Source organism: Microvirga sp. GN3 (genome assembly GCF_055792825.1).
In genome coordinates this window covers 1-20512 of record NZ_JBVVAK010000040.1, presented here as the reverse complement: position 1 = coordinate 20512, position 20512 = coordinate 1, and the positions used below count along the sequence as shown (strand labels likewise).

General features: G+C 59.4%; 29 protein-coding genes and 1 pseudogene. 2 read left to right on the top strand and 28 right to left on the bottom strand.

Going from position 1 to position 20512, the window contains the following annotated elements:
• Nucleotides 1-2 precede the first annotated feature (2 nt).
• From ACS5Q1_RS19760 to ACS5Q1_RS19645, 24 genes are all read right to left on the bottom strand, one after another.
• On the bottom strand, nucleotides 3-389 hold the full coding sequence (locus ACS5Q1_RS19760) for a dATP/dGTP diphosphohydrolase domain-containing protein (protein ID WP_473099780.1): 387 nt from the start codon (nucleotides 387-389) through the stop codon (nucleotides 3-5).
• Between the two features lie 44 nt (nucleotides 390-433).
• Complete coding sequence (locus ACS5Q1_RS19755; RefSeq protein WP_473099779.1) at nucleotides 434-1216, bottom strand: hypothetical protein; 783 nt, start codon at nucleotides 1214-1216, stop codon at nucleotides 434-436.
• Nucleotides 1217-1328: 112 nt separating this feature from the next.
• A complete protein-coding gene (locus tag ACS5Q1_RS19750; protein WP_473099778.1) occupies nucleotides 1329-1574 on the bottom strand; it encodes a glutaredoxin in 246 nt (81 codons plus the stop codon).
• Nucleotides 1564-1764 (bottom strand): hypothetical protein, encoded by a 201-nt coding sequence (locus ACS5Q1_RS19745; protein ID WP_473099777.1) that lies wholly within the window; start codon nucleotides 1762-1764, stop codon nucleotides 1564-1566. Before ACS5Q1_RS19745 ends, ACS5Q1_RS19750 begins: the two co-directional genes overlap by 11 nt.
• Before the next feature lies 1 nt (nucleotide 1765).
• Nucleotides 1766-2536: an FAD-dependent thymidylate synthase gene (locus ACS5Q1_RS19740; RefSeq protein WP_473099776.1), complete on the bottom strand. Its 771-nt coding sequence runs from the start codon at nucleotides 2534-2536 to the stop codon at nucleotides 1766-1768.
• A gap of 186 nt (nucleotides 2537-2722) precedes the next feature.
• Complete coding sequence (locus tag ACS5Q1_RS19735; RefSeq protein WP_473099775.1) at nucleotides 2723-4411, bottom strand: DNA polymerase; 1689 nt, start codon at nucleotides 4409-4411, stop codon at nucleotides 2723-2725.
• A 196-nt stretch (nucleotides 4412-4607) separates the two neighbouring features.
• Nucleotides 4608-4886: a hypothetical protein gene (locus ACS5Q1_RS19730; protein ID WP_473099774.1), complete on the bottom strand. Its 279-nt coding sequence runs from the start codon at nucleotides 4884-4886 to the stop codon at nucleotides 4608-4610.
• Nucleotides 4883-5281, bottom strand: coding sequence for a hypothetical protein (locus ACS5Q1_RS19725; RefSeq protein WP_473099773.1), 399 nt, complete (start codon nucleotides 5279-5281; stop codon nucleotides 4883-4885). Before ACS5Q1_RS19725 ends, ACS5Q1_RS19730 begins: the two co-directional genes overlap by 4 nt.
• Nucleotides 5282-5309: 28 nt before the next feature.
• The gene (locus ACS5Q1_RS19720) at nucleotides 5310-6959 is read right to left on the bottom strand and encodes a DnaB-like helicase C-terminal domain-containing protein (RefSeq protein WP_473099772.1); all 1650 of its coding nucleotides are present in this window, start codon (nucleotides 6957-6959) and stop codon (nucleotides 5310-5312) included.
• Nucleotides 6956-7141: a hypothetical protein gene (locus ACS5Q1_RS19715; protein WP_473099771.1), complete on the bottom strand. Its 186-nt coding sequence runs from the start codon at nucleotides 7139-7141 to the stop codon at nucleotides 6956-6958. The genes ACS5Q1_RS19720 and ACS5Q1_RS19715 overlap by 4 nt, the downstream gene beginning before the upstream one ends.
• Before the next feature lie 94 nt (nucleotides 7142-7235).
• Nucleotides 7236-7412, bottom strand: a complete 177-nt coding sequence (locus ACS5Q1_RS19710; RefSeq protein ID WP_473099770.1) for a hypothetical protein — start codon at nucleotides 7410-7412, stop codon at nucleotides 7236-7238.
• Complete coding sequence (locus ACS5Q1_RS19705; RefSeq protein ID WP_473099769.1) at nucleotides 7409-7573, bottom strand: hypothetical protein; 165 nt, start codon at nucleotides 7571-7573, stop codon at nucleotides 7409-7411. Before ACS5Q1_RS19705 ends, ACS5Q1_RS19710 begins: the two co-directional genes overlap by 4 nt.
• The gene (locus tag ACS5Q1_RS19700) at nucleotides 7573-7821 is read right to left on the bottom strand and encodes a helix-turn-helix domain-containing protein (RefSeq protein ID WP_473099768.1); all 249 of its coding nucleotides are present in this window, start codon (nucleotides 7819-7821) and stop codon (nucleotides 7573-7575) included. Before ACS5Q1_RS19700 ends, ACS5Q1_RS19705 begins: the two co-directional genes overlap by 1 nt.
• A gap of 112 nt (nucleotides 7822-7933) precedes the next feature.
• Nucleotides 7934-8524, bottom strand: coding sequence for an N-acetylmuramoyl-L-alanine amidase (locus tag ACS5Q1_RS19695; RefSeq protein ID WP_473099767.1), 591 nt, complete (start codon nucleotides 8522-8524; stop codon nucleotides 7934-7936).
• On the bottom strand, nucleotides 8521-8997 hold the full coding sequence (locus ACS5Q1_RS19690) for a hypothetical protein (RefSeq protein ID WP_473099766.1): 477 nt from the start codon (nucleotides 8995-8997) through the stop codon (nucleotides 8521-8523). The genes ACS5Q1_RS19695 and ACS5Q1_RS19690 overlap by 4 nt, the downstream gene beginning before the upstream one ends.
• Nucleotides 8960-9706, bottom strand: a complete 747-nt coding sequence (locus ACS5Q1_RS19685; protein ID WP_473099765.1) for a hypothetical protein — start codon at nucleotides 9704-9706, stop codon at nucleotides 8960-8962. The genes ACS5Q1_RS19690 and ACS5Q1_RS19685 overlap by 38 nt, the downstream gene beginning before the upstream one ends.
• 52 nt (nucleotides 9707-9758) lie before the next feature.
• A complete protein-coding gene (locus tag ACS5Q1_RS19680; protein ID WP_473099764.1) occupies nucleotides 9759-9995 on the bottom strand; it encodes a hypothetical protein in 237 nt (78 codons plus the stop codon).
• A gap of 47 nt (nucleotides 9996-10042) precedes the next feature.
• On the bottom strand, nucleotides 10043-10285 hold the full coding sequence (locus ACS5Q1_RS19675; RefSeq protein WP_473099763.1) for a hypothetical protein: 243 nt from the start codon (nucleotides 10283-10285) through the stop codon (nucleotides 10043-10045).
• 165 nt (nucleotides 10286-10450) lie between these two features.
• A complete protein-coding gene (locus ACS5Q1_RS19670; protein WP_473099762.1) occupies nucleotides 10451-10633 on the bottom strand; it encodes a hypothetical protein in 183 nt (60 codons plus the stop codon).
• Nucleotides 10630-10908 carry a hypothetical protein gene (locus tag ACS5Q1_RS19665; RefSeq protein ID WP_473099761.1) on the bottom strand — a complete coding sequence of 93 codons (279 nt, stop codon included), beginning with the start codon at nucleotides 10906-10908 and terminating at the stop codon, nucleotides 10630-10632. The genes ACS5Q1_RS19670 and ACS5Q1_RS19665 overlap by 4 nt, the downstream gene beginning before the upstream one ends.
• Nucleotides 10898-11080, bottom strand: a complete 183-nt coding sequence (locus ACS5Q1_RS19660; RefSeq protein ID WP_473099760.1) for a hypothetical protein — start codon at nucleotides 11078-11080, stop codon at nucleotides 10898-10900. The genes ACS5Q1_RS19665 and ACS5Q1_RS19660 overlap by 11 nt, the downstream gene beginning before the upstream one ends.
• Before the next feature lie 27 nt (nucleotides 11081-11107).
• A complete protein-coding gene (locus tag ACS5Q1_RS19655; RefSeq protein ID WP_473099759.1) occupies nucleotides 11108-11254 on the bottom strand; it encodes a hypothetical protein in 147 nt (48 codons plus the stop codon).
• A 115-nt stretch (nucleotides 11255-11369) separates the two neighbouring features.
• Entirely contained in the window at nucleotides 11370-13913 is a 2544-nt protein-coding gene (locus ACS5Q1_RS19650) for a DNA-directed RNA polymerase (RefSeq protein WP_473099758.1), read from the bottom strand.
• A gap of 873 nt (nucleotides 13914-14786) precedes the next feature.
• Entirely contained in the window at nucleotides 14787-15413 is a 627-nt protein-coding gene (locus tag ACS5Q1_RS19645) for a PQQ-dependent sugar dehydrogenase (protein WP_473099821.1), read from the bottom strand.
• Between the two features lie 665 nt (nucleotides 15414-16078).
• Between ACS5Q1_RS19645 and ACS5Q1_RS19640 the strand changes: the two genes are divergently transcribed.
• A complete protein-coding gene (locus ACS5Q1_RS19640) occupies nucleotides 16079-16900 on the top strand; it encodes an SHOCT domain-containing protein (protein ID WP_473099757.1) in 822 nt (273 codons plus the stop codon).
• Between the two features lie 105 nt (nucleotides 16901-17005).
• On the opposite strand, the gene ACS5Q1_RS19635 is transcribed toward ACS5Q1_RS19640, so the two are convergent.
• Nucleotides 17006-17254: a ParB N-terminal domain-containing protein gene (locus ACS5Q1_RS19635; protein WP_473099756.1), complete on the bottom strand. Its 249-nt coding sequence runs from the start codon at nucleotides 17252-17254 to the stop codon at nucleotides 17006-17008.
• A 152-nt stretch (nucleotides 17255-17406) separates the two neighbouring features.
• On the opposite strand from ACS5Q1_RS19635, the gene ACS5Q1_RS19630 reads away from it, so the two are divergent.
• The gene (locus tag ACS5Q1_RS19630; protein WP_473099755.1) at nucleotides 17407-17610 is read left to right on the top strand and encodes a hypothetical protein; all 204 of its coding nucleotides are present in this window, start codon (nucleotides 17407-17409) and stop codon (nucleotides 17608-17610) included.
• Between the two features lie 142 nt (nucleotides 17611-17752).
• Here ACS5Q1_RS19630 and ACS5Q1_RS19625 read toward each other — a convergent pair whose 3' ends face one another.
• The 3 genes and pseudogenes from ACS5Q1_RS19625 to ACS5Q1_RS19615 form a co-directional block, all read right to left on the bottom strand.
• The gene (locus ACS5Q1_RS19625) at nucleotides 17753-18022 is read right to left on the bottom strand and encodes a DUF6894 family protein (protein WP_473099754.1); all 270 of its coding nucleotides are present in this window, start codon (nucleotides 18020-18022) and stop codon (nucleotides 17753-17755) included.
• Nucleotides 18023-18083: 61 nt separating this feature from the next.
• A pseudogene (locus ACS5Q1_RS19620) lies at nucleotides 18084-18751 on the bottom strand (IS6 family transposase).
• Between the two features lie 276 nt (nucleotides 18752-19027).
• On the bottom strand, nucleotides 19028-20269 hold the full coding sequence (locus ACS5Q1_RS19615; protein ID WP_473099753.1) for a threonine synthase: 1242 nt from the start codon (nucleotides 20267-20269) through the stop codon (nucleotides 19028-19030).
• Nucleotides 20270-20512 lie beyond the last annotated feature (243 nt).

The window sequence follows — 20512 nt, the reverse complement described above, 5'->3', positions numbered from 1 at the left end:
GGTTACTCCATCTTTGTCAGTTGTTGGATGAGTTCAGACACCGAGCCGGGGAAGGGCCGGTCGTCGTTCAGATTGCCCGTAACCATAGCGTCGAGGACGATTGCGTCACACGCCATCGAGTGAGCGAGGTGATGGATGCCGCTATCGGGATCGACGTTCTCGCCATCCCAAAAGCGCATACGGTGCCTCATACCAGCGTCGTAATAGACCGACGTGGAGACACGCTTCTCGCGCCAGTTCATGAGGCCATACTTGCGGCCACCGTCCGCCATCGCCTGACCGAGGAAGATCAAGGCGGAAGGCGGGATGAACCGGATGCCCGGTTTGGCGAGACCGAAGACGGACTTCGGGTTGTCGTCAGGGTAAGCGGCAGGGGTCGGTGCAGTCACTGCACTTCTCCTTTCAGGTTCTTTCAGGGTAAGAGTGGGGGATATTAGGAAGGCGGGTTCCAGAGGATCGGACGCTTGTTCTTGAAGTCGTAATCCGATGCTCTCAGGATGCGGGCCATACGGGCTTGGATGATCGCGTCATCCTCGTTGAGGCCCTTGCTCTCGTAAGCCTTGACAACCGCTTCCCACAGGTACGGCAGGATCGGCTCACCGTCAGGAGCCGCTCGGGTAGCCTCTGCGAGTATCTTCTCGGCGTTCTTCGGGCCGACACCGGGACAGCCTTTGTAGCCGTCCGTAACGTCCCCTGTGAGGGTCTGATAGAGGTGCCAGTAGTCCGCGAAGGTCTCGCTGATGTACTCTTCCTCGGCACCCTCGGTTCCCCATCGGATGACGTTACCGGGGATCGTCTTCATATCCTTGTCGATGGACACGATGACCTTCTCGCCGGGGACCAGCTTCGGGTGCGTGGCAAGGATACCCATGACATCGTCACCCTCAAGGGTCGGACGCCACAGGGCACCGCGCTCGTCAATCAGCCACTGCTTGAAGTGCTTGAGGATGATCGGCTTACGGATCGACTTGCGGCCACCCTTGTAGTCCCGGTGGATGCCGAGCCGAAAGTTGCCTTCACTGTCCGTGAGGCAGAGCTTGAAGTCGTCACAGTTGAGCGTGGAGACGATGCGGTCCACCTCACCATCGAAGGCAGCGCGGACCTCATCCTCGTTGACGAACCACGTCCAGTATCCCGGCTCAAGCTCAAGCGCCGTCTCACATGCAAAGGCTGCGTTGTACGCAACCACGTCGGCGTCGATTAGTGCTGTTCTCATTTACGGAGTTTCTCGCAAGCCTTGCCGACCGGGAGGGGGCAGGGATCACTTTCGATGAGGAGCTTGCCGCACATACAGCGCGGTGGCTCCGACTTCTTGGTGGGCTTACCCATCAGTCGGTGTTCTCCAAGTTGCGGAAGTATTCCCGAAGCTCGTCACGGCCACCGATACGGTAGCCGTTGAGGAACACTTGCGGGGTCGTGGGATTGTGCAGTGACTGCACCATGAAGGACTTGATGTCAGGGGACTTCGTGATGTCGAACTCGGCATACGGAATGTCCCGGTCCCACAGCATCTCCTTCGCCTCGCGGCAGGGTTTGCAGTTGGGTTGCGTGATGATGACCCACTTATCCTTCACGGCTAATCTCCGCCACGTTGTCTCGGGGATCGGTGAGGCGCTCGACCACGCGCTCCATTGCGCGGATCAAAAGCTCACGGGCCTTCTTGTCCTTCGTCGCGTCCACCTGTGCAGCAAGATCGCGGAGGGCGTCAGTACGCTGACAGAGAACGTCAGGACGCCAAACATCGTCAAAATCATCTTCTTCCATATCAGTCCACCAATGCTGACCACGCGACCGGGAACAGAGGCCGGATGATCCGGTCCCACTCGGCAGCGAGAAGTTGGATTTCTTTCTGAGCGTGATTGTCGCGGCGTTTGATGTACGCCTGCGCGAACGAGTAGAGGTTCCCGGTGACGACGAACTGCGTCATCATCGACTGAGGTAGAAGGAACCGCGCCTGCTCGGGACACACACCCATGTTGATGAAGCGGTCGTACATGGCCTCGGCCTGCTGCATCAGCCAGTAATACTCGTCATCGAGCATCGCCTGACCGGCAGCGTCGAACTCCTCGCCGGAACCCTGCTTCTTGTTCTCGGCCCGCTTGCGCCACTTTGGTTCATAGAACTCGATCCCGTCGTCCACATAGCGGCGACTGATTTCGTTCTCGACCATTCCGATCTTGTGCTTGAACCGTTGGCGGGCAATTGGGATCGGCATGAACTCCCGCAGCTTGATTGCGGTCTGAGCGAACGGGGTCCAGTGTTCAGGGAGACGCTTGGCCCACTTCAGGACAGCCTCAACGTCCAAGTCCCCCTCGGGGAGGTTGCCGTTGTAGAGCCACTGCACCTGAGCATCCCAATCCTTCTTCTCGCAACCTCGGGCGAGGAACTGGATGAGGCGCTTGTCGGCGTCCTTCAGATACCAAGTGTCGTTGATGCGGTCGTACTCGTACTCGCTCTGCTTACCGAAGGAGACCCGAGCGTCATTCACGATGCCGAGGTCATCCCCCATGTGGTCAATGTATTCTGCACGGATCATTAGTTTTCCTCGGGGAACAGTAGGCGCAAGCCTTTAGGAGTGACGCGCCACACGCGCCCCACCCTGAACTCGCTGAGTTTCGTGGTGAGAAGGCCAAGGGAAGCGGCGGCAGCAATCCAATCCGCTTCGGCCTTGGCGAAGTTTGACTTGGTCGAGTAGGGGCGAAGCCACGCCTCCTTGACGACCTTAGTGAGTTGAGGCCCAAGATGTCCCAACGTCTGCGTTGCCATTGAGCGGGCAACCGAAGTTGAAGAACTCGCCTGCTTTGATAATTGCAGTGACTGCACGTTTGCCGACATCGTCAGCTATCTCCTCGTCGGCTTCGATCTGGAACTCGTCATGCACGTTGGCGACGAACTCGTAGTGCCGACCGGGGACATAACCCGCCTGTTGAAGGTCCTCGTCTAGGATGACGAGAGCGGCCTTCATGAGGATGGCACCGGCAGATTGAAGCAGGGTGTTGAAAGCCGAGTGCGACGAACGCACACGGAGTTGGCGACCGTCGAGGCCCTTCAGGAAACCCTTCTTGGCGACGGCCTTCTGTACCTTCTCGATGATGGTCTTGAGCGCCGGAAGGTTCTTCAGGAAGCGGGCGCGTGAACGCTTGCCCCACTCCATCTCTTTGCCCTTCGGGGCATTGAGGATCGTGCCGAGCTTGAAGTCACCGGCACCGTAGATGAACGCATAGAACCACACCTTAGCGATGTCTCGGGTTGTCCCGAGGGCCTTGGCGTTGACGGTGTGCATATCCGTCCCGAGTTCTTTCTTTCCCTCAAGGACGGTCTTGATGTACGCGCCACCATCATACTTCGCCATGTATCCGGCGAGGCAGCGAAGCTCCAAGGCGTCAGCATCGCAGCCGACCAGCTTCTTGCCCTTGGCGACGATGAAGAGGGATCGGCACTCCTTGCCGTAAGGCATGGGCTTGCCGGTCTTCTTATCAGTAAGACCTGGCACCTGTGCGATGTTCGGCTTGGAATGGGTCATACGTCCAGTGACTGCACCGTTGGTGGTCACCTCGCCGTGGATGCGTCCATCGGCCTTGACGTGCTTGAGCCATGCCTCCTTGCCGGTGGCGAGTTGGCCGAGGCGCTTCTCGACCATGAGGTACTCGGACAGAACCTGAGCCTCGGGATAAGGAAGCTGCTTGAGAACCTCTTCGTCCACCTTCGGCTCACCGTTATCGGTGAACTCGGTAGGCTCCCATCCGTACTTCTCCTTCAGCCGTCCCGAGATATGCTGACGGGAGGCGGGGTTGAAGTGGATCGTCTTCTTCTTGATGAAGGGAACACCCTTCACATAGCCTCGGGTCTTGTTGTTGACCTTCGGGATGAACAGCGTCTCGACGGTCCACGGAGGGAAGGCGTCCTGAAGTTCGGCCAGTAGCTCGGTCTTGCGTTGAACGAGGGTGGCATACAGGGAAGCCGCACCAGCCCTGTCGAAGAGGAAGCCGTAGCGTTCCTGACGGGCGATGATGAACTGCACCTGATGCTCAAGCCAGAGGGACCGCTCGGCCCACTCCTTCGCCTCGATCTTGCTGAACAGGGTATGAGTGACCTCGATGTCCTGCTCGCAGTAGTCCTGCATCTCCTTGGTCCATGTGTGCCACGGACCCTTGAAGTCACCCTTGTAGTTCCCGAAGCGGTAACCCCAAGCCTCAAGCGAGTAGCGTCCGATGAGCTTGCCGGGGAGTTGGCCCTTCTTCTGAAGCTTGAAGTCGCGCTCCCGAAGATCGTCCTTCGGCCACACAAGGCGGGAGATGGTGATGGTATCGAAGACCTTGAGCCGGTCGTAAGCGAACCACGGATAGACCTTCTGGATGGCCGGAAGGTCGAACTTGATGACGTTGTGACCGATGATAAGGTCAGCGTTCATGAGGAGCCGAAGCCCCTCCTCGACGGGCACATACCCATCATGGTCTGCACAGGACCACACCTTACCGGTGTCAACGTCCTTGATGCACAGACAGTGGACGAGGGTTAGCTCGTCCAACAGTCCGTCAGTTTCGATGTCAAATACGAGACGCATTGCTCTCCCTTAGAAAGCGTGATGGTTCCTGTAGCGGAACCGTTCAGTCGAAGAAGCGCGGGTCTCGACGGCGCTCTTGAACGACCTCGCTGATGCGACCTTGGTTGACCCCGAGGACAGCGGCGATCTGACTGTTCGTCATCTCGGTTGTCGTATGGAGTTCCCAAATCTCATCCTTGAGCTTGGCGCTCATCTTGCGTGAGGTGTTCTTGCGGCGTTCGCCAGCCTTGCGCTTCAGGTCTTTGCGGAGTTGTTTGATGACCTCGATTGCGGACACTTCGCCCGCAGCCTGAAGGGCCTCGATGATCGCGGTGTACTTCATGCGTTTTCCTCCATGCTCATCGCGTTGGTGCGGCAGTTGAAGGATGACTTCTTACGGGCAACCTCAACGAGAACATCGGGATCAAGATGAGGGTTGTAGATCGAGGCGTTCCGGTAGCGGAACCACTCATGAACTTCGTGCATCTCGGCGTCCTTGATAAGACCGAAGACCGTGCCGACAACTTCCTGCCTACACATGAATGGGGAGAGGTAACGCTTACCGGACTTCCACGCTGTACGTTCCGTCGTGCGGCGTGTGGGGTCCATTGTCAGGTCGCTCTCTGTGCTGACCGAAGCTTGCACATAACAGCGGTCCCCATCCTGTCCGATGAGGAAAGACCATCCCGGCTTATAGGTGATTGCCGATACGATCCTTTCAAAGTCTGCACGGTCCATAATCAGTCCCTCCTACGGAACCATTAGGTCAAAAGGGGTTGTCCTCATCGTCCTCGTCATCGTTGCCCATTGCGAACTCAGGTCGGCACTCACTGATGCGGCCTGTGTCCTTGTCGTAGAGGAGATGCGTGGCGATGCCTGTCTCACCGGAGAACCGGTTCTTCAGGACGCGGACGGTCGTGATGTTCTTGGTCTTCTCGTCCTGCTGATTGCGCTCAAGACCCAAGACCATGTCGGACAGTTGGGCGATGGAGTGCGAACCACGCAGTTGAGAGAGGGAGGTCTCGGCTCCCTGCTCATGGCCCCGGTCGCCACTCGGGCGCTTGAGGTGGGAAACCATGATGAGGCAGATGCCGGTCTCTTGAACCAAGGTGCGGAGCTTGGTCATGGCAACGTCGATTGCTTTACGTTCGTCGCCGTCGTCCAAGCCCGAGACCACAATCGAGAGGTGGTCGAGGATGATGTATTTGCAGCCGCAACCTTTGGCGAGGTAGCGGACGCGATTGAGCAAGTTCTCCACCTCGGTTGAACCGAAGTGGTCGTAGAGGTAGAGCCTGCCGGAACCTACGGTCGCCTCGTATGCCAGCTTGCGGGCCTGCCGTTCCTCCTCGGGAAGATCGTTCCAAGGGGTCAGGTCGAGGTGGATGGGCTTGTTCATGGCGATACCCATGAGGCCCTTAGCGGTGCGCTTGGTGCTTTCCTCAAGCATCAGCATCCCGACTGTCTCACCGTTCTGAAGCAGGAAGTGAGCCGTCTCGCGGACGACTGCGGACTTACCGACACCAGAGCCTGCCGTGATCGTGACAAGCTCCCCGCAGCGCAAGCCGTGGGTCAGCTTATTCAGTCCATCCCAAGGGTACTCAGCCGTATCGAGGACTTCGTCATCCGTTGTGAGGGCTTCCCACATCTCGGAACCATTGATGACGCCGTCCGGTCGATAGACCTTGGCACCCCAAATCGCGTCGATGACAAGCTTCGGCTGTCCCGCCATGTGAGCCTCGGAAGCATCCTTGAACTCAGCCATGCGGGCGATCTTGCACCGTCCCGGTGGGAACAGGGCCGCGCACTCCTCGACAGCCTTACGGCCTTCCTCGTCATTGTCGAAGAAGAGGATGATGTCATCGAACCCGAGGAGCCACTCAAGGTGTTTCTGAAGGGACTTCTTCGCCCCTTGCGCCCCGTTCGGGATCGAGACCACAGGCCACTTGTTGTCCTGAAGCTGCGACACGGTGAGGGCGTCAATCTCGCCCTCGGTAATCACGATCATCCGGCCCTTGTCACGCCACAAGTGCTGACCATAGAGGCCAGCCTGTTTCATCTTGCCGGTGATGGTGAAGTCCTTGTTCGGGAACCGGACCTTCTGAGCGACAATCTCGGTGCCCTCGGGGTTCCAGTAGTCGGCAATCTGGACGGTCTGTCCGTTGAACTCACCGACCTTGTATCCCCACTTGCGACAGGTCTCCTCGGTGATCTTCCGTTTGCCAAGTGCAGTCACTGCACCTGACACGAAGTCAGCCATGCGTTTCGTTCTCCTGTTGGTTGGGGCTTCGTCTCCTGCGGGAACAAACGTCCCGCAAGAGAAGCAGTATTGATGACCGTCTGAGTACAGCGAGTTCGCGTCGGAAGAACCGCAGTTCTCACACGGTATGTGTTCAAGGAACTCGCTGTCTTCGTTCATCGACGGACGGCGGAAGCCAGAAGGTTACGCCCGATGACGACAGCAAGGCCGAAGCCGATGGCTGCGCTCACCGACAGGGTGGCACCAATGAGCCACGCGATACCGCCGATGATGGCTGCGGCAACGCCGACTTCGATTGCGAACGCGATGAGGTAGATGATGGCAACAACGAGAGCGGCCATTAGAAAACTCCGATGATGATTGCGAGGATGAGGCCGAAGGCGGCGAACGCCGGGACGATGGTGTACTCGGGGTAGTATTCGCGGGAGGACAGCATCAGATGTTCCAATCGTTCCATTCAGCGATGATGAGCGCGATCCCGAAGGTCACTGCGGCGAACACGCCAAGAGCCATCAGGAGGACGGTGAGCTTCGGGAACATGCCTGCGAACAGGATGAACCCGATGGTGGCTGCGGTCGTCTTGACCCACAGCCTCTTGAGGGCGCTGCTCATGCGATGCCGAGCCTCTTCTTGGCGATCTTCCGGTAGCCCTTCGTCGGGTGCAGGAAGACCATGTGGTTCTCCTCCTCGCGGACGAACTGCATCTTCCCGACGAGGGTGTTCCAGCGGAACGTGCGGAGGTCGATGAAGTGTTGAGTGAGAGGGGACAGCATTACGCGGCTTCCTTCTGAGCGAACGAGTAGCGGGTGTAGAGGCGGTTCGTGATCGGGTGCTTCTTGCGCTCCCGCTCGATCTTGATACCGGCCTGCTCGATGTCGCAGATGCGGCGAGCGAGGGTCGCGGAGGTGATGCCGTAATCGGCCATTGCTTCACGCGCCGAGATGGAACCGGCCCGCTCGATATGAGCGAAGATGGTCCGAGCCAGCGGCGACAGGTTGATTGCAGTCGTTAGACCGTTCATCGTCTTTCCTTTCCGTATGTTGGATGCTTAGAAGCTGGAAAACACGAAGACCCCCGAGCCGAAGCCCGAGGGTCCTGAGTAAGAGTGGGGGTTATTGGTGCAGTGACTGCACTTAGTTCAGGTTCAGTTTCTGACCGACCTGAAGCTTCTTCGGATCAACGCCGGGATTGAACTCAACGAGTTTCCCGAGCGACAGTCCGTTGTCCCTTGCGATGGAGTACAGGGTATCCCCTGCCTGCACCGTGTAGGTCTCCCGTTCGATGACCGGAGCGGGAGCGTTCTTGCTGACTTCCTTCCACCACTTGCGAGCATCGAAGCAGGGGCAGGCTTTCGCCACGCCGGGGAAGTCGCGGTGGCCTAGAACTTCAGCGCCGGGATAGCGTCCAAGAAGTTCCGCCACAAGTTTCGCCATCGCCTCCTTCTGAGCGGGAGTGCGGGTATCTTCAGCAAGGTTGACGTTGTCTGCATCGACCCCGCCAACGTAACTAATACCGATGGTCGTAGCGTTGTGACCCGATACGTGAGCGCCAGCCTCACTTTCGGGCCGTCCTCTTGAGACTGATCCGTCGAGGTGGATGACATAGTGGTATCCGATCTTTGCGAAGCCCCGAGCGCGGTGCCAGCGATCAATCTCCTTTACGCTGACCTCACGGCCCTCGGGGGTGGCCGTGCAGTGGATGACAATGTGAGTGATACGTCTCATTTCTTAGCCCCCTTCCGTGGCTCTTTCAGCCACTCTTCGGGGATGCTCTTGTCTGCGAACTTGAAGCCGTACTTCTCACACCACATGGCGTAAGTGGTCTTCGACTGCTTCGAGATGCGCTGACGTGAATTGGAGAAGACGAACCGAATGTCCTTCTCGGGGTGCTGTGCCTTGATGAGAAGGTGCTTCTTACGATCCGCCGTGATGAACCGTCCCTTGGTCTCGACAATGATCCCGTTAGGGAGGACGAAGTCGGGAGTGTACTTCGACTTCTGTTCAGGCTTGATGTACTGAATGACGGAGGCGGGGTCCTCGTAGAGAACGGGAACCCCTTTCGCCTCAAGCTCCGTAGCGATCTTGTCTTCAAGACCGCTTCGGAACCCATGCTCTAAGCCGGGATCGGTGCCCTCTTTAGGCCCCGGCCAAATCCGGCGCTTAGAAGTCGTCGTCTTCGTCGGCTTCTTCGCTGCCATTACCTTCCGCCTCGGTGTCCTCCGAGGTCTCGTCAATGTCACCAGCTTCGTAGCCGTCCTCCTCACCGAAGCCGTAGCCAGATGCGCTGCGCTGACCGCCCGACACAAGGTCGATGATCTGGACAGCGAGGAGGTTGAGCTTCAGGCCCGCAGCGCCTGTGCCGGGGATGAAGTACGGGGATGCCTCAAAGGACACCTTGCCGATGGTGCCGCCCCAAATCTGCGGAGCGGACGAGAGGGTCTTGTTCTGCTTGTCACGGACGACAATCGGCTTGCCCTTCGCGTCGAAGAGAGCCGGGTACTTGATGATGACCTTGCCCGCGTTCGGACCCTTCTTGATCTCGATGCGGTGCTTCATGGCGAACTTGAACTCAACCTCGCCGGTCTCCTCTTCGGTCTCCTGATCGTACAGGGTCGTGAAGAGGTCGTTGACCTTCACCTCACCAAGCTTCTTGCGGGTCTCGACCTTCAGCTTCTTGAACTCCTCCTGAGCCTTTTCGACGGCCTCGTCATGGAGGGGCTTGAGCTTCTCGATGAACGCCTGCACGGCGGGGTCGGACAGCTTGCCGATGCCCTTGGTGGAGAACTCACCATCCGGTTTCGGGTATTCATTCGAGCCGAAGTCCGGTTCGACCAGCTTCGGGAACTTGAAGACCAGCTTCGGGGAGGTGAACTGCGGGAGCTTCGGACGCTTGTTGTTATCAGCCATTGCTTTGTTCCAGTGTAGAGAAAGTTTGCGATAGGGGAGAGTGGGGACGCGATTAAGCGTCCCGCAGGGTGACCGTCAGAAGGTCGGAGCCGCCGAGGACGAGAGACGCCAGCGCGTACACCTCGGGGGAACTGAAGCGGAGTTCGACTTCCTGACCCATGCGGACAGCGAGGCCCGCCGCCTGAAGGTAAGGACCGGCCTCATCGGGTCCGATCTGTTTCAGGCTCTCGACCTGAGTACCATTGAGGAAGATGTCGAGGTCGGTGAGGATGTCGTCGGTGTTGTGCATTGTCGTGATCCTTGAATGAGAGAGCGTTGAGTGCAGTGACTGCACCGTTAGTTGACAGCCACGCCTTCGGGCTTCTCAGCCACGACGCGCACCATTGCCTTCTGAAAGTCCTGTCCCATCAGCGAGTGAACGAAGGCGTCGTTCATCAGCGTAATGAGAGCGTCGATCTGCTGCCGGTTGAGAACGACAGCGGCGTTGTCACCTGTGCGATCCTGCAAGCCGAGGATGATGTGTCCGTCAGGGCCTGCGGTGACGAGAGTGACTTCTTGAGGGAGAGCCATTTGGTCCATGATTAGTTCCTGTAAGGGGAGTGTTGGGCCGAATAGAAACGCTCCAAGCGAGGAACGTCATAGCCCTCGGACTGAAGCTGCACGAAGAGGTCGAGGCCAATCCTCTGACCGGCTCTCCAAAGGGAGATGGCGGTAGCGAGGGGCGACTGATAAGCGTTGTCCTGATTAGGCTCTGCGCTGTTCAGTTGCGATGCAAATTCCTTCTGCATTGGTGATGCCTTCGATGGTGTTGAGGGTCCTGACCACGGCATGAGCGCGGTCCATGCAAGTCTCGCTGTCCGCGAAGTCAGCGGTGATGATCGGCTGACCGAGGACGAACGCGACGATGATGAGGAGTGACGTGGTCACTTGACCTCCTCGCGGAGATACCAGCGGATTGCCTCAAACTCGGTGGCGAGCTTGTCGTCATGAGTGTTCATGAGGTTCTTCGCGGTGGTCATTGCGTCCTGCGGATCGACGCCGAGATGGTCGGCCATGAGGACAGCGAGAAGGAACGCTGCGTTGATCTGAAGACCCCGGTTGTGGTCGAAGTCCTGCAACGTGTTCAGCAAGTGGAAGGTGGCGAGTGCCGTCTGAGTGCGGTCGGCGTTGATAAGCTGCTCGTAAACGACATCACGACGCATTGCGGTTTCTCCTGCGTGGCTTGCGGTTGTTGTGCTGCTTCGGGAAGAGGGTCTCGACAATCAGCGAGGACATTGCGTTGCGCTGATGCCTGTCGAGTTTGGAGCGGTCGAACGTGTGGCCGTCGATGACGACCTCGTCGTAAGCCGCGCCGATACGAATGGTCATTCTCATGAAAACCTCCTGAGTAAGAGTGGGGGATTATTCAAAGGCCCATGCCGGATAGGCGGTGAGTTCGCCTGCGCTGTTGCGTATCCAGTAGAAGCGATCCGCCGAGGTGTCGGTGACTGCCTCGACCGTGTGCGTCGTACCGGAACCGAGAAGAGTGACGATGAAGGGGACCTGCATTGATGTTCTCCTGAGTTGCTGCGTCTCGCAGTAAGAGTGGGGGGAAATTGAAAAGGGGACCGGTGCAGTGACGCTACCGATCCCCTATCGCAAACATTCCCTGATGAGGAACTAATTAGGCAAAGAAAAAGTCGGACTGCTCCACGAGGGTAATGTCCAACGTGCCTTTCTCTGGCAGTTCGGGAAGCTCCTTCTCTGCCTCATCCGAGAGCATGGACATAATGTCCACACGGAACTCGGCCAGCGGGTCGCGCTCGGTGTAGAGCTTGACGAACGCCTTCTTCAGGCAGGCCGACATCATCTCAACGTCAGCCGCAACCGTGCCGTAGCTGTCATGGATCAAGGCGAAGTGCGTGATCCCGTTGGCGTTGGCGAGGTTGATGAACATACGCATAGCCGTCGCGTCCATCGAGTGAACCCAATTCGGTGCGATGCCCTGCTGCTGACGGCGCTTGTCGATGCTGTCCAAGTCCTCACGGATCGCCAGCTTGATGACCCGCCCGTCGAGGTGGGTGTCAATCCGGCGCTGCTTGGTGTCCACGTAGGTCTGCTGGACGAGGAACCCATCAGGGGTCTCCCACGTCACCGGCAAGCCTTCCGCAGCGGCCAGCCTCGCGCACTCCTTCAGCCAATCCATGCCGACCCGAGCGGCCTTCACGACCTGACCGATGGAGTACCACACGATAGGCTGCAACCACATGGTCGCCTTGAAGATACCGTCGTGGTCCCCGTTGGCGAACGAGTTGGCCTTACCCTCATCGAGCTTCTCCCTCACGGCTTCCTCAAGGAACTCCCGGCAGGAGTATTGAGTGGACCCATAGGGGAGCGTCATGACCGAACGCTTGGTGACCTTGCGGTCGATCCCAAAGTGCAGCCACTGCACCGATAGCGCCCGCTCATCGAGGCCGTGCTTCTCCCACGTCTTCCGCCATGCCTTCAGGTCCTTCTCAGGAATAGTCCCCAATACGGAACCATTGGCGCAAGCGAAAGCCTCGACAATCTCCAATGCAACCTTTGCGACTGCACCGTAGATGTCGTTCGGCTTGTCAGCCGGGAGGAGGTTCACCGCAGCACCGCCGACCGGATCACGGAGGGCTGCGCTGTAATGTTGTAACCCATTGCAGCTACCGTCGAGGGCGATGGGGAGCGACGACACGAAGTCGAACCCTTCCCGCAGGAACCCGGCCCACTCGTAGCAGAAGGCAAGGAACTGCCACGGCTTGTCGGCCTTCGACCACAGGTCAAAGCCTTCGCCCCACGGATCGTCGGCAACGGACGCGATGATGTCGTTCCGTTCTTCGACCCATGCGATGCGCTCCTCAAGGGAGACCTTATCGTAGCCGTAGGTGTTCGCACCGTGGATCGCCAGCCAGCCAGCCGACACACCGTCACCGATGCGCTTGCCGTTGGCGAACGTAAGGAGGGCCTTAGCGTGGTCTGGACCTTGCGGATTGAGGAACATGGGGACGGCATAGACGCGGCCACGGAAGTCAAGCTGATACGGGAAGAAGATTTCCTCGTACTCGCTGAACTGCTCGGCAAGCTGGATGATCTTGCGGAGTTGCAGCCGCTTCGACTTCAGCTTGGCGTTGCGACCGTGGACCTTCGCCGCCCGCTTCTTCCAATCCTTCTTGTAGTCGGGGTCGGTCTCCATCTTGACGGGGTCCTTCGCCGGGAGCGGTTCGTTCTCCTTGTTCGGGAGGTTCTTGATCCGCGCCCCGCTCTCCCATGCCTCCTTCAGGACGGACAGGACGCGGGTGTTCACGCGCCAAGGGGTGTCCTGCATGGCGTTCACCGCCGCGTAAACCTGAGACAGGTCCCGGTTGGCGAGTTCCTCAAGGAAGTTCCGGTTCTTCACCTTGACGATGCAAGGGGACCGCTCAAGGCCCGACCAATAGCCGCCATCGAAGGGCGTGGTCCAAGGCTTCGGCGGGATGATCGTTGGGTAATAGGCGGGCTGCAAAAACTCCATGCTCTCGTTCGCGTTGTCGATCCACTTGAGGGTGTCCTCGGTGGCGACGACGAAATACTGAGTGTCCTTCGCGCCGATGGTGTCGAGGACGATGTCAACGAGACCGGTCGCGTCCCTCAGAAGCTCGATGAGCTTGTGCCCGAAGTGGATCTTATCGACCTTCGGCCAATCGAGGTTCACGCCTGCACGGTTCGCCATGATGGTAGCGACCCGCTGCTTGTGGCGACGGGTGGTCGCTTCATCGACCCGCTTCATGGTGATCTTGAACTTCTCGGGGTTGGTCTCCTTGAACTTGATGAGACGGACCTCATCCTGCACCGCCTGAGCAACACGGATCGCCGCGTTCTGAAGGGTCTCCCTCCGCGTGATGCTGTCGAGGATCGTTTTAAGGGTCAGGTAGGCGGTTACTTCAGGGTCGAGGAGGGTGACATACCGGAGGGCCGTATGACGCCGCCCTGCGCCTCCCTGAGAGGCTTTCTCGATGAAGTCCTCGATGGACTTGGCGACCGGGAGAACCAGCCGACGAAGGAGCTTCATGCCGTAGGTGGTCCCGGCCTCTTCCTGCCTCTTCTTAGCGTCCTCAATCTGTTTCCAGAAGTTGTCACGTCCTACGACGAGCATCTTCTCTTCCAACTCAATCTGCTTCTCATAGAGGGGATGAGAGGAAGAAGTATCGAGTTCAACCATGATGGTCTCCTTCAGGGTAGGGCTAATAGTGGGGGATAATTCCCAGTCCCCCCGTCACAGCCTCGGTCTTCGGTGACCGGGACGGTGGCGGCGGCACTAAGAGTGGGGGTTAATCCGTCACAGGATCGGGCTAGTTCGCGTCACACGCCTGTTCGTCACAGGAACTGTTGCGTTATGGGAACTATCTATAGAAAAGAAAAACCCTTGCCACAAGCCGTTATGTAGCAAGGGTTTGAGGGAAAGTTGTCGCAGAGGGATGGTCACGCAGGACCTTTTAAGTCCTTTGCGTCCACCACGTCCTCACGCTTAGCCCAGGGTCTCTTCGAGAATCCGCGGATTTCGACCAGCAGCGCAAGCAGGACCCACGCAGGCCCTTGCGGGGCCCGTCGGCCTTACTCCCAGTTTCTGATCGTCCCGACGGGCACCCCGATCCGTTGCGCAAAAGCTGCCTGCGAGAGTCTGATCTTCCGCCGGATGGCAAGTGGGTCGATAGTGTAAGGAATCTTGATGCCACCGCCCAAATTCCGAGGTCCGAGAGTGCGAGGATGTCGCCCAAACTAGCGACCAACTGCTTGGATACGTCATCAGCGCCCATACGCAGCCTCCGTGGTCGAGAAAGAAGATGCGCGGCAGGCGTAATGCGTCAATGGCGGAGTTAGAGCAGGTGCAAAGAGGGCTGCGAAATCGCTGCTCCTTCGTTGCGTGAGGCGATAGCAGTCTCGCAACATAACAGATCTCGCATTTCAGAATAGAATTCATCGACACGAGATAACTCACGCGCCGACCAAGCATATTGATAAGAAGTCTGTGGCTGCGGGGACCTCTCCAAACGCTGTCGATGCCTCCGCCGTATCCCGCGTGCTTGCGGCTGGATCAGCGACTGATGCGCCAGATCCGACCGCCCGAGTCATCAGAGACGACAATCGATCCATCCGGCAGTTCCTTGACGTCAACCGGACGTCCAACCCTGCTCAGAAAGCGCTGCCCGTTGCCGGAGCGGCCGCTGCCCACACGCAGCCGCACGACCTGGTACCCGACCGGCGTGCTGCGATCCCAGCTCCCATGTTCGGCAATCAGCGCTTCGCCCTGCAACTCCGGAAACATGGCTCCGCGATAGAAGTGAAGCCCGAGCGTGGCCACATGGGCCTGGAACTCGTACGCGGGCGGGGTTTGGGGCGCGGGCGGAACTGCCGCCTCGAAGCCGCGCAACCGCACCCGACCGCCGAAATACGGAAAGCCATAGAAGGCACCGGGCTGCAGTTCGTTGAGCTCGTCGGGTGGTGTGTTGTCGCCCATCCCGTCCGCGCCATTGTCGGTGAAGTACAGGATGCCGCCGTTCCAATCGAAGCCGACCGAGTTGCGGATGCCCCAGGCCATGCGCCGGAGGTCCCCGCCGTTTGGGCTGAGGCTGATGATCGTCCCCTGCAAACCCGCGGGCTGGCAGATGTTGCACGGCGAGCCGATCGAAATGTACAGCCGGCCATCTGGTCCGGCTTGCATGTAGCGCAGGCCATGGTGGGCTTGGTTTGGCAGCCTGATCGGCAGATCGGCTCGGTTGGCCAGTCTGCCGCCAGGCACGGGCGTGAAAGCCGAGACCCGGTCGCGCGATGCAACGTAGAGTCTGTCCCCAAGCAGGTGACGCCGTTGGGGGCGACGAGCCCGGACGCGGCCCGCACGGCAGGCCCACCTGCGAGAGGGACGCCATAGACCGCATTGCCTTTGGTGCCGACATAAAGCGCATCGCCGCACACGGCCATGGCGCGGGCAGCCGGCACCCGGGCGAACACCGCAACGCGGGCTCCGGGTGTGGCATGGACGATTTGGCCAAGGCACGGTGATGGGACCAGACCGGCGGTGGCAAGGCCGGCAAGAGCTAAGGACCAGAACCGCTTGCCGAGGTGCATCATGTCCTCGCGACCGGATCGAACAGCTCATTTATGCGCCGACCGCTGAGTTTGGAAACTCACGAGTTCGCGGGGACTGGGGAGATCAGGGATAGTGCAACCCGCGCTCTGCCAGGATCCGTTGGTCAGGAGGATCCCACGCCCGCCGAAAGACGCCCAAGCCACCCCCAAGCAGGCTGGTGAGCCCCTTCAAGTGCAGGTATGTTCACTGCGAGCCGCTTGTTCATCTTTGCCGCCACCCAACCTCGCGCAAGTCCTGTGATGCATGAACTCACTCCTGAAGGTCAGCAGATCGTCACGGACGCCGCCCAGCGGCATAGGGTCAGTGCCGATGCTGTTCTAACCTTGCTTCGCGCGCTGGTGGTGGGTCACGGCACCATGGCGCAGTTCAACCATCCTGAGCTCGGCGGGATGGGCCAGTGGACGCAGGGTGGCATGACAATGGTGGGCACCCTGTTCGACCATGGCCTGAAGGCCCGCGTGGATGCCCTTTGCACCGAGCTGGCCGCATTCCTGCGCCAGCAGCCATCCATTCTGGCCGCGACAGGCGCGCAGGCACAGCCACAGCCGAGCGCGCCGGGTGTAAGCCTGTTCGTGGCAGGAGCAGCCTCCCCGTCGGGGATGTGGTGGCCACCGGAGCTGGGCCAACCATCGTCCGCCGGATCTCAGGACAACCTGCGCTACGCGATCTTCCCGGCAGCGCGCCGGCTTGCGGTCGAGCGGAGCGGGCAGATCACCCTCTACGATACTCGGGATCACCTGATCTCTGGAGTGTCCCAGCAACAGGAGGCGGACCAATCTCTGAGGTTCGTGAGCCAGTATGGTCTCGTTCGGCTTCATGACCTGCCGGTGGTGGAAGCGGGTCGCCGCTCATCCACCCCTGACCCAACCCGGAACGGGTCAGCACCCGAGCCTGAGCCCGGGGCTTCGATGACGGCCGGCGCCGCGCCGCCGAAGCCGTCCCACGTTTCCTCAGAGGACATCTTGGCCACGCTCGAGCGCCTTGCCGAGCTGCACAAGAACGGTGTGCTGACGGATGAGGAGTTCGCCGCCAAGAAAGCGGAACTGCTGGCCCGGATCTAAGGACGAAGGCCAGTTCACCGTAACGTTCAGCCGCTCATCCGCCATTTGCCGCCGCGTCCGCGATCTCGGTGGGATATTCCTCGAGCCTTTCCGGTCTCCTGAGGATCAATGCTGACGAGCCTGAACGAAGTAGGCGAGGATCGTCGCCTCGCCGAGCGCCTTGCAGGCTTCCAGCCGATGCAAGCCTTCGACCAGAACAAACCGCTTGCCGTCCGGTCGCACGAGAATGGGCGCCTGCTGCCCCTTCTCCATGATGCTCTCGGCAAGGGCTGCAACCTTATGCGGATCAAGCGTGTGACGCCGCCGCACCGGCACATAGACATCTGCGATGGCAAGCGTCTGCCTCTTCATCATCCCGGCGGCTCCGGTCGTCATGATGATCAAAGCTTAAGCGCCGCGGATCGGCTTGCCCAGGAACATGCGGTCCCACACGGCGTTGCCTGAGAAGGCCAGCTTAGCAGGAGGGTGGCGTCGCTGTGCTGGGCCTCCGCACACGGAGACATCTCATGAGCAAACTCACAGCCTCGATGGGCTTTCTCTTCCTGGCCGTGTCGTCGGCCTGGGCGCAGACCCCTGCCCCGTCCCCGGCGCCCGGCGCTCCTCCCGCGGCCACGGGCGGAGGGATCGCAGACTACTGGTGGATCATCCTGCTGGTGATCATTGTCGCCGCCGCGATCTGGTATTTCTCCCGCAGCCGCAGGAGCGTGTAGCAGGAGCGTGTAACCGGGCAGCCTGCAGGAACGGGCACATGGCATCAGGCGTTATCAGCAGCCCTTTGAAGCTCCTGACCGTCCCATCGACATGAACCCGGCTCTGCGCCGGGTTCGTTTTGACTTGGGCTGACTTGCGCCACTAGGCGCTCCAGGGATGCGGTCCCTGGGACTGTGAGACGTGCCACTCGATTTCCATCGAGGCTCTGATGGTACAGACCCGCTGGCTGCACTCGTTCCGCGCCTCGACGACGACATCGCTGGTCTCGCCCCTTGCGAGCCGGCCCTGGCCAATCTCAGCCGCTGAGCGAGCTGCCGCTTGCACGGCACCGTCCAGGCTGTCGAACTCAGCGCCCTCATCGTCGTGTACGACCTGTGCGCCATCCAAGATATCAAAATAGTAGCGGGCCACAGCAGGGCTCCGTCGCAAATCCGGAGCACGGATGAGAAAGGAGCAGGTCTTCATGGCACGCTCACGCGGCGAGCATGTCAAACTGCCCCGAGAGTGATAGCGCCGATTGAAGGCATACTTCGCCTGCTACTTGCCCATCATGTGCACCATCTCGATGCTGCCGAGAATCACACGGGCAGTGGCTGCAGACTGGAGTCCAAGCATGGGCCGTACCCTTCGCTTGATAGACCGATGATCCTGCTCAAGCCGGTTATTCAAGTCGCGGCTCTGCCGGATTCGGATCGGCTCTACCCGGCGCCTTGAGCGATCCTGCACGCGGTGCTCTACATCATACAATAGGATCGCTTCTTTGTTGGTCTGGCTACCATCGATCAGGAGCCTTACGGGGCAGCCATGCCGTTTCATAGCCTTGCGCAGAAACCGCTTGGCAGCACTCAGATTGCGCCGCTCGCTGAACCAGAACTCAACGGTGTCGCCGTTGCTGCCAATCGCGCGGTACAAGTACATCCACCGCCCACGCACCTTGATATAGGTTTCATCGACGTGCCACCTCCCCATGACGGCTCTCTTCCGCTGGCTGAAGCGCTCCAGGAGTAGTGGCGCGTAATACACAGTCCAGCGATGGATGGTCGCGTGATCGACAGTGATGCCGCGCTCGGCCATCATCCCCTCGAGATTCCGCAGACTGAGATTGTAGGCGAGATACCACCGGACGCACAGCAGGATCACTGAACGATCGAAATGACGACCTTTGAACGTCTAAACCTCCGGAGCTTATCCGAGGGATAGACAGAGCTGAGTACTGAACGGTTTGCGACGGAGCCTCTTCGAGGCGACAAGCGAAATTCAGAAAGACCTTCTCGTCGTCTTCACGCATTGATGTCATCCATTCTATGGATGCTTCACGGAGCAGCATGAAATACTAAGGCCTATTCTCGATGGATAAGCCTTGACCAAGACGTCGCTTGCCGATCACCTCATTGCAGTCTCTCGACGGTGCGGCGCTCAACGGAGTTGAGCAAAATCAATCGGCTTGTTGCGGTCGAGTGACGCGTGCACCGGCGGCAGGGGATATTTCAGACCGGTCGCGCAATTGAACAGCACGACGCGCTCATCCGTGCGAACCCGGCCATCCGCAAGCGCCTGCTGATAGGCAGCTACTGTCGCTCCTCCTTCAGGGCTTAACAGAAGTCCGTCGCTATGTGCGACGGAAGTGACTGCTTCCGTGATGGCCCTGTCCGAGACTGCCATTGCAAAACCGCCGCTTTCGCGAACGGCGCGAAGGATGAGGAAGTCGCCCACAGCCTGAGGCACGCGAATTCCCCATGCGAGTGTGTGGGCATTCTCCCAGCGCGTGGCGGTCTCCGCCCCAGCCTCAAAAGCACGTACCATCGGAGCGCAACCTTCCGCTTGAACGGCGACCATCCGCGGGCGCTTTCTGCCGATGAAGCCGATGGCTTCCAGCTCGGTGAAAGCCTTCCACATGCCGATCAGTCCCGTGCCGCCACCCGTCGGATAGAAGATAACATCGGGGAGTTCCCAGCCGAGCTGCTCCGCCAGCTCCAATCCCATCGTCTTCTTGCCCTCGATCCGATAAGGCTCCTTGAGAGTGGAGACGTCGAACCATCCTGTCGCCTCCCGGCCCTGCGCAACGAGCTTTCCGCAATCGTCGATCAGGCCGTTGACGCGATAAACGGAAGCGCCCTGAAGCGCGATCTCGGAAAGGTTAATCTCAGGCGTATCCTCCGGACAGAAGACGGTGGCTCGCATGCCGGCACGGCTTGCATAGGCCGCGAGCGCCGCCCCGGCATTGCCGTTGCTCGGCATCGCCAGGTGACCGATGCCAAAGGCCTTGGCCATGGACACGGCCATCACGAGCCCACGAGCTTTGAACGATCCCGTGGGAAGGCGGCCCTCGTCCTTCACGAGAATCTCTCCGCCTCCGTTGGTCTTGGACTGGGAGAGCGGAACGAGCGGAGTGGCCGTTTCTCCCAGACTCACGATGTCCGCGATCCGGCGTACCGGCAGGAGCTCGCGCCAGCGCCACAGATCGTTCGGACGCCGGGACAGTTCGTCCTTGCTGAGAGCGGCGCGGACACCGTCAAGATCGTAGCGGACCAACAGTGGCTTGCCGGCACGGGAGAGATTGTGCGGTCTGTCCGCCTCGTAGATCTCCCCGGACCAGGAACACTCGAGATTGGTGACGAAGGTCGGCCGCTCAGTGATGAGGTTTGCGTTGACATTCATGGGGTTGCCTTTCGACACCTGAATGGGAGCTATCGTGATTAACCGCAACTTCGCAAACGGCGCAGGAAGCGAATGAATACCGGATTCATCGCGACTTAGAAATCACTTACCTTGGTGCAGGATTGAACGAAGCCGCTGACGCGGCATTTGGTGCCCGGGGATGCGGATGATGCTTCTGTTTTGAAGGATTGCGGCTGTTGAAGCGCAATTCCAGAACAGGAGATCAAGATGGTCGAGTTGAGC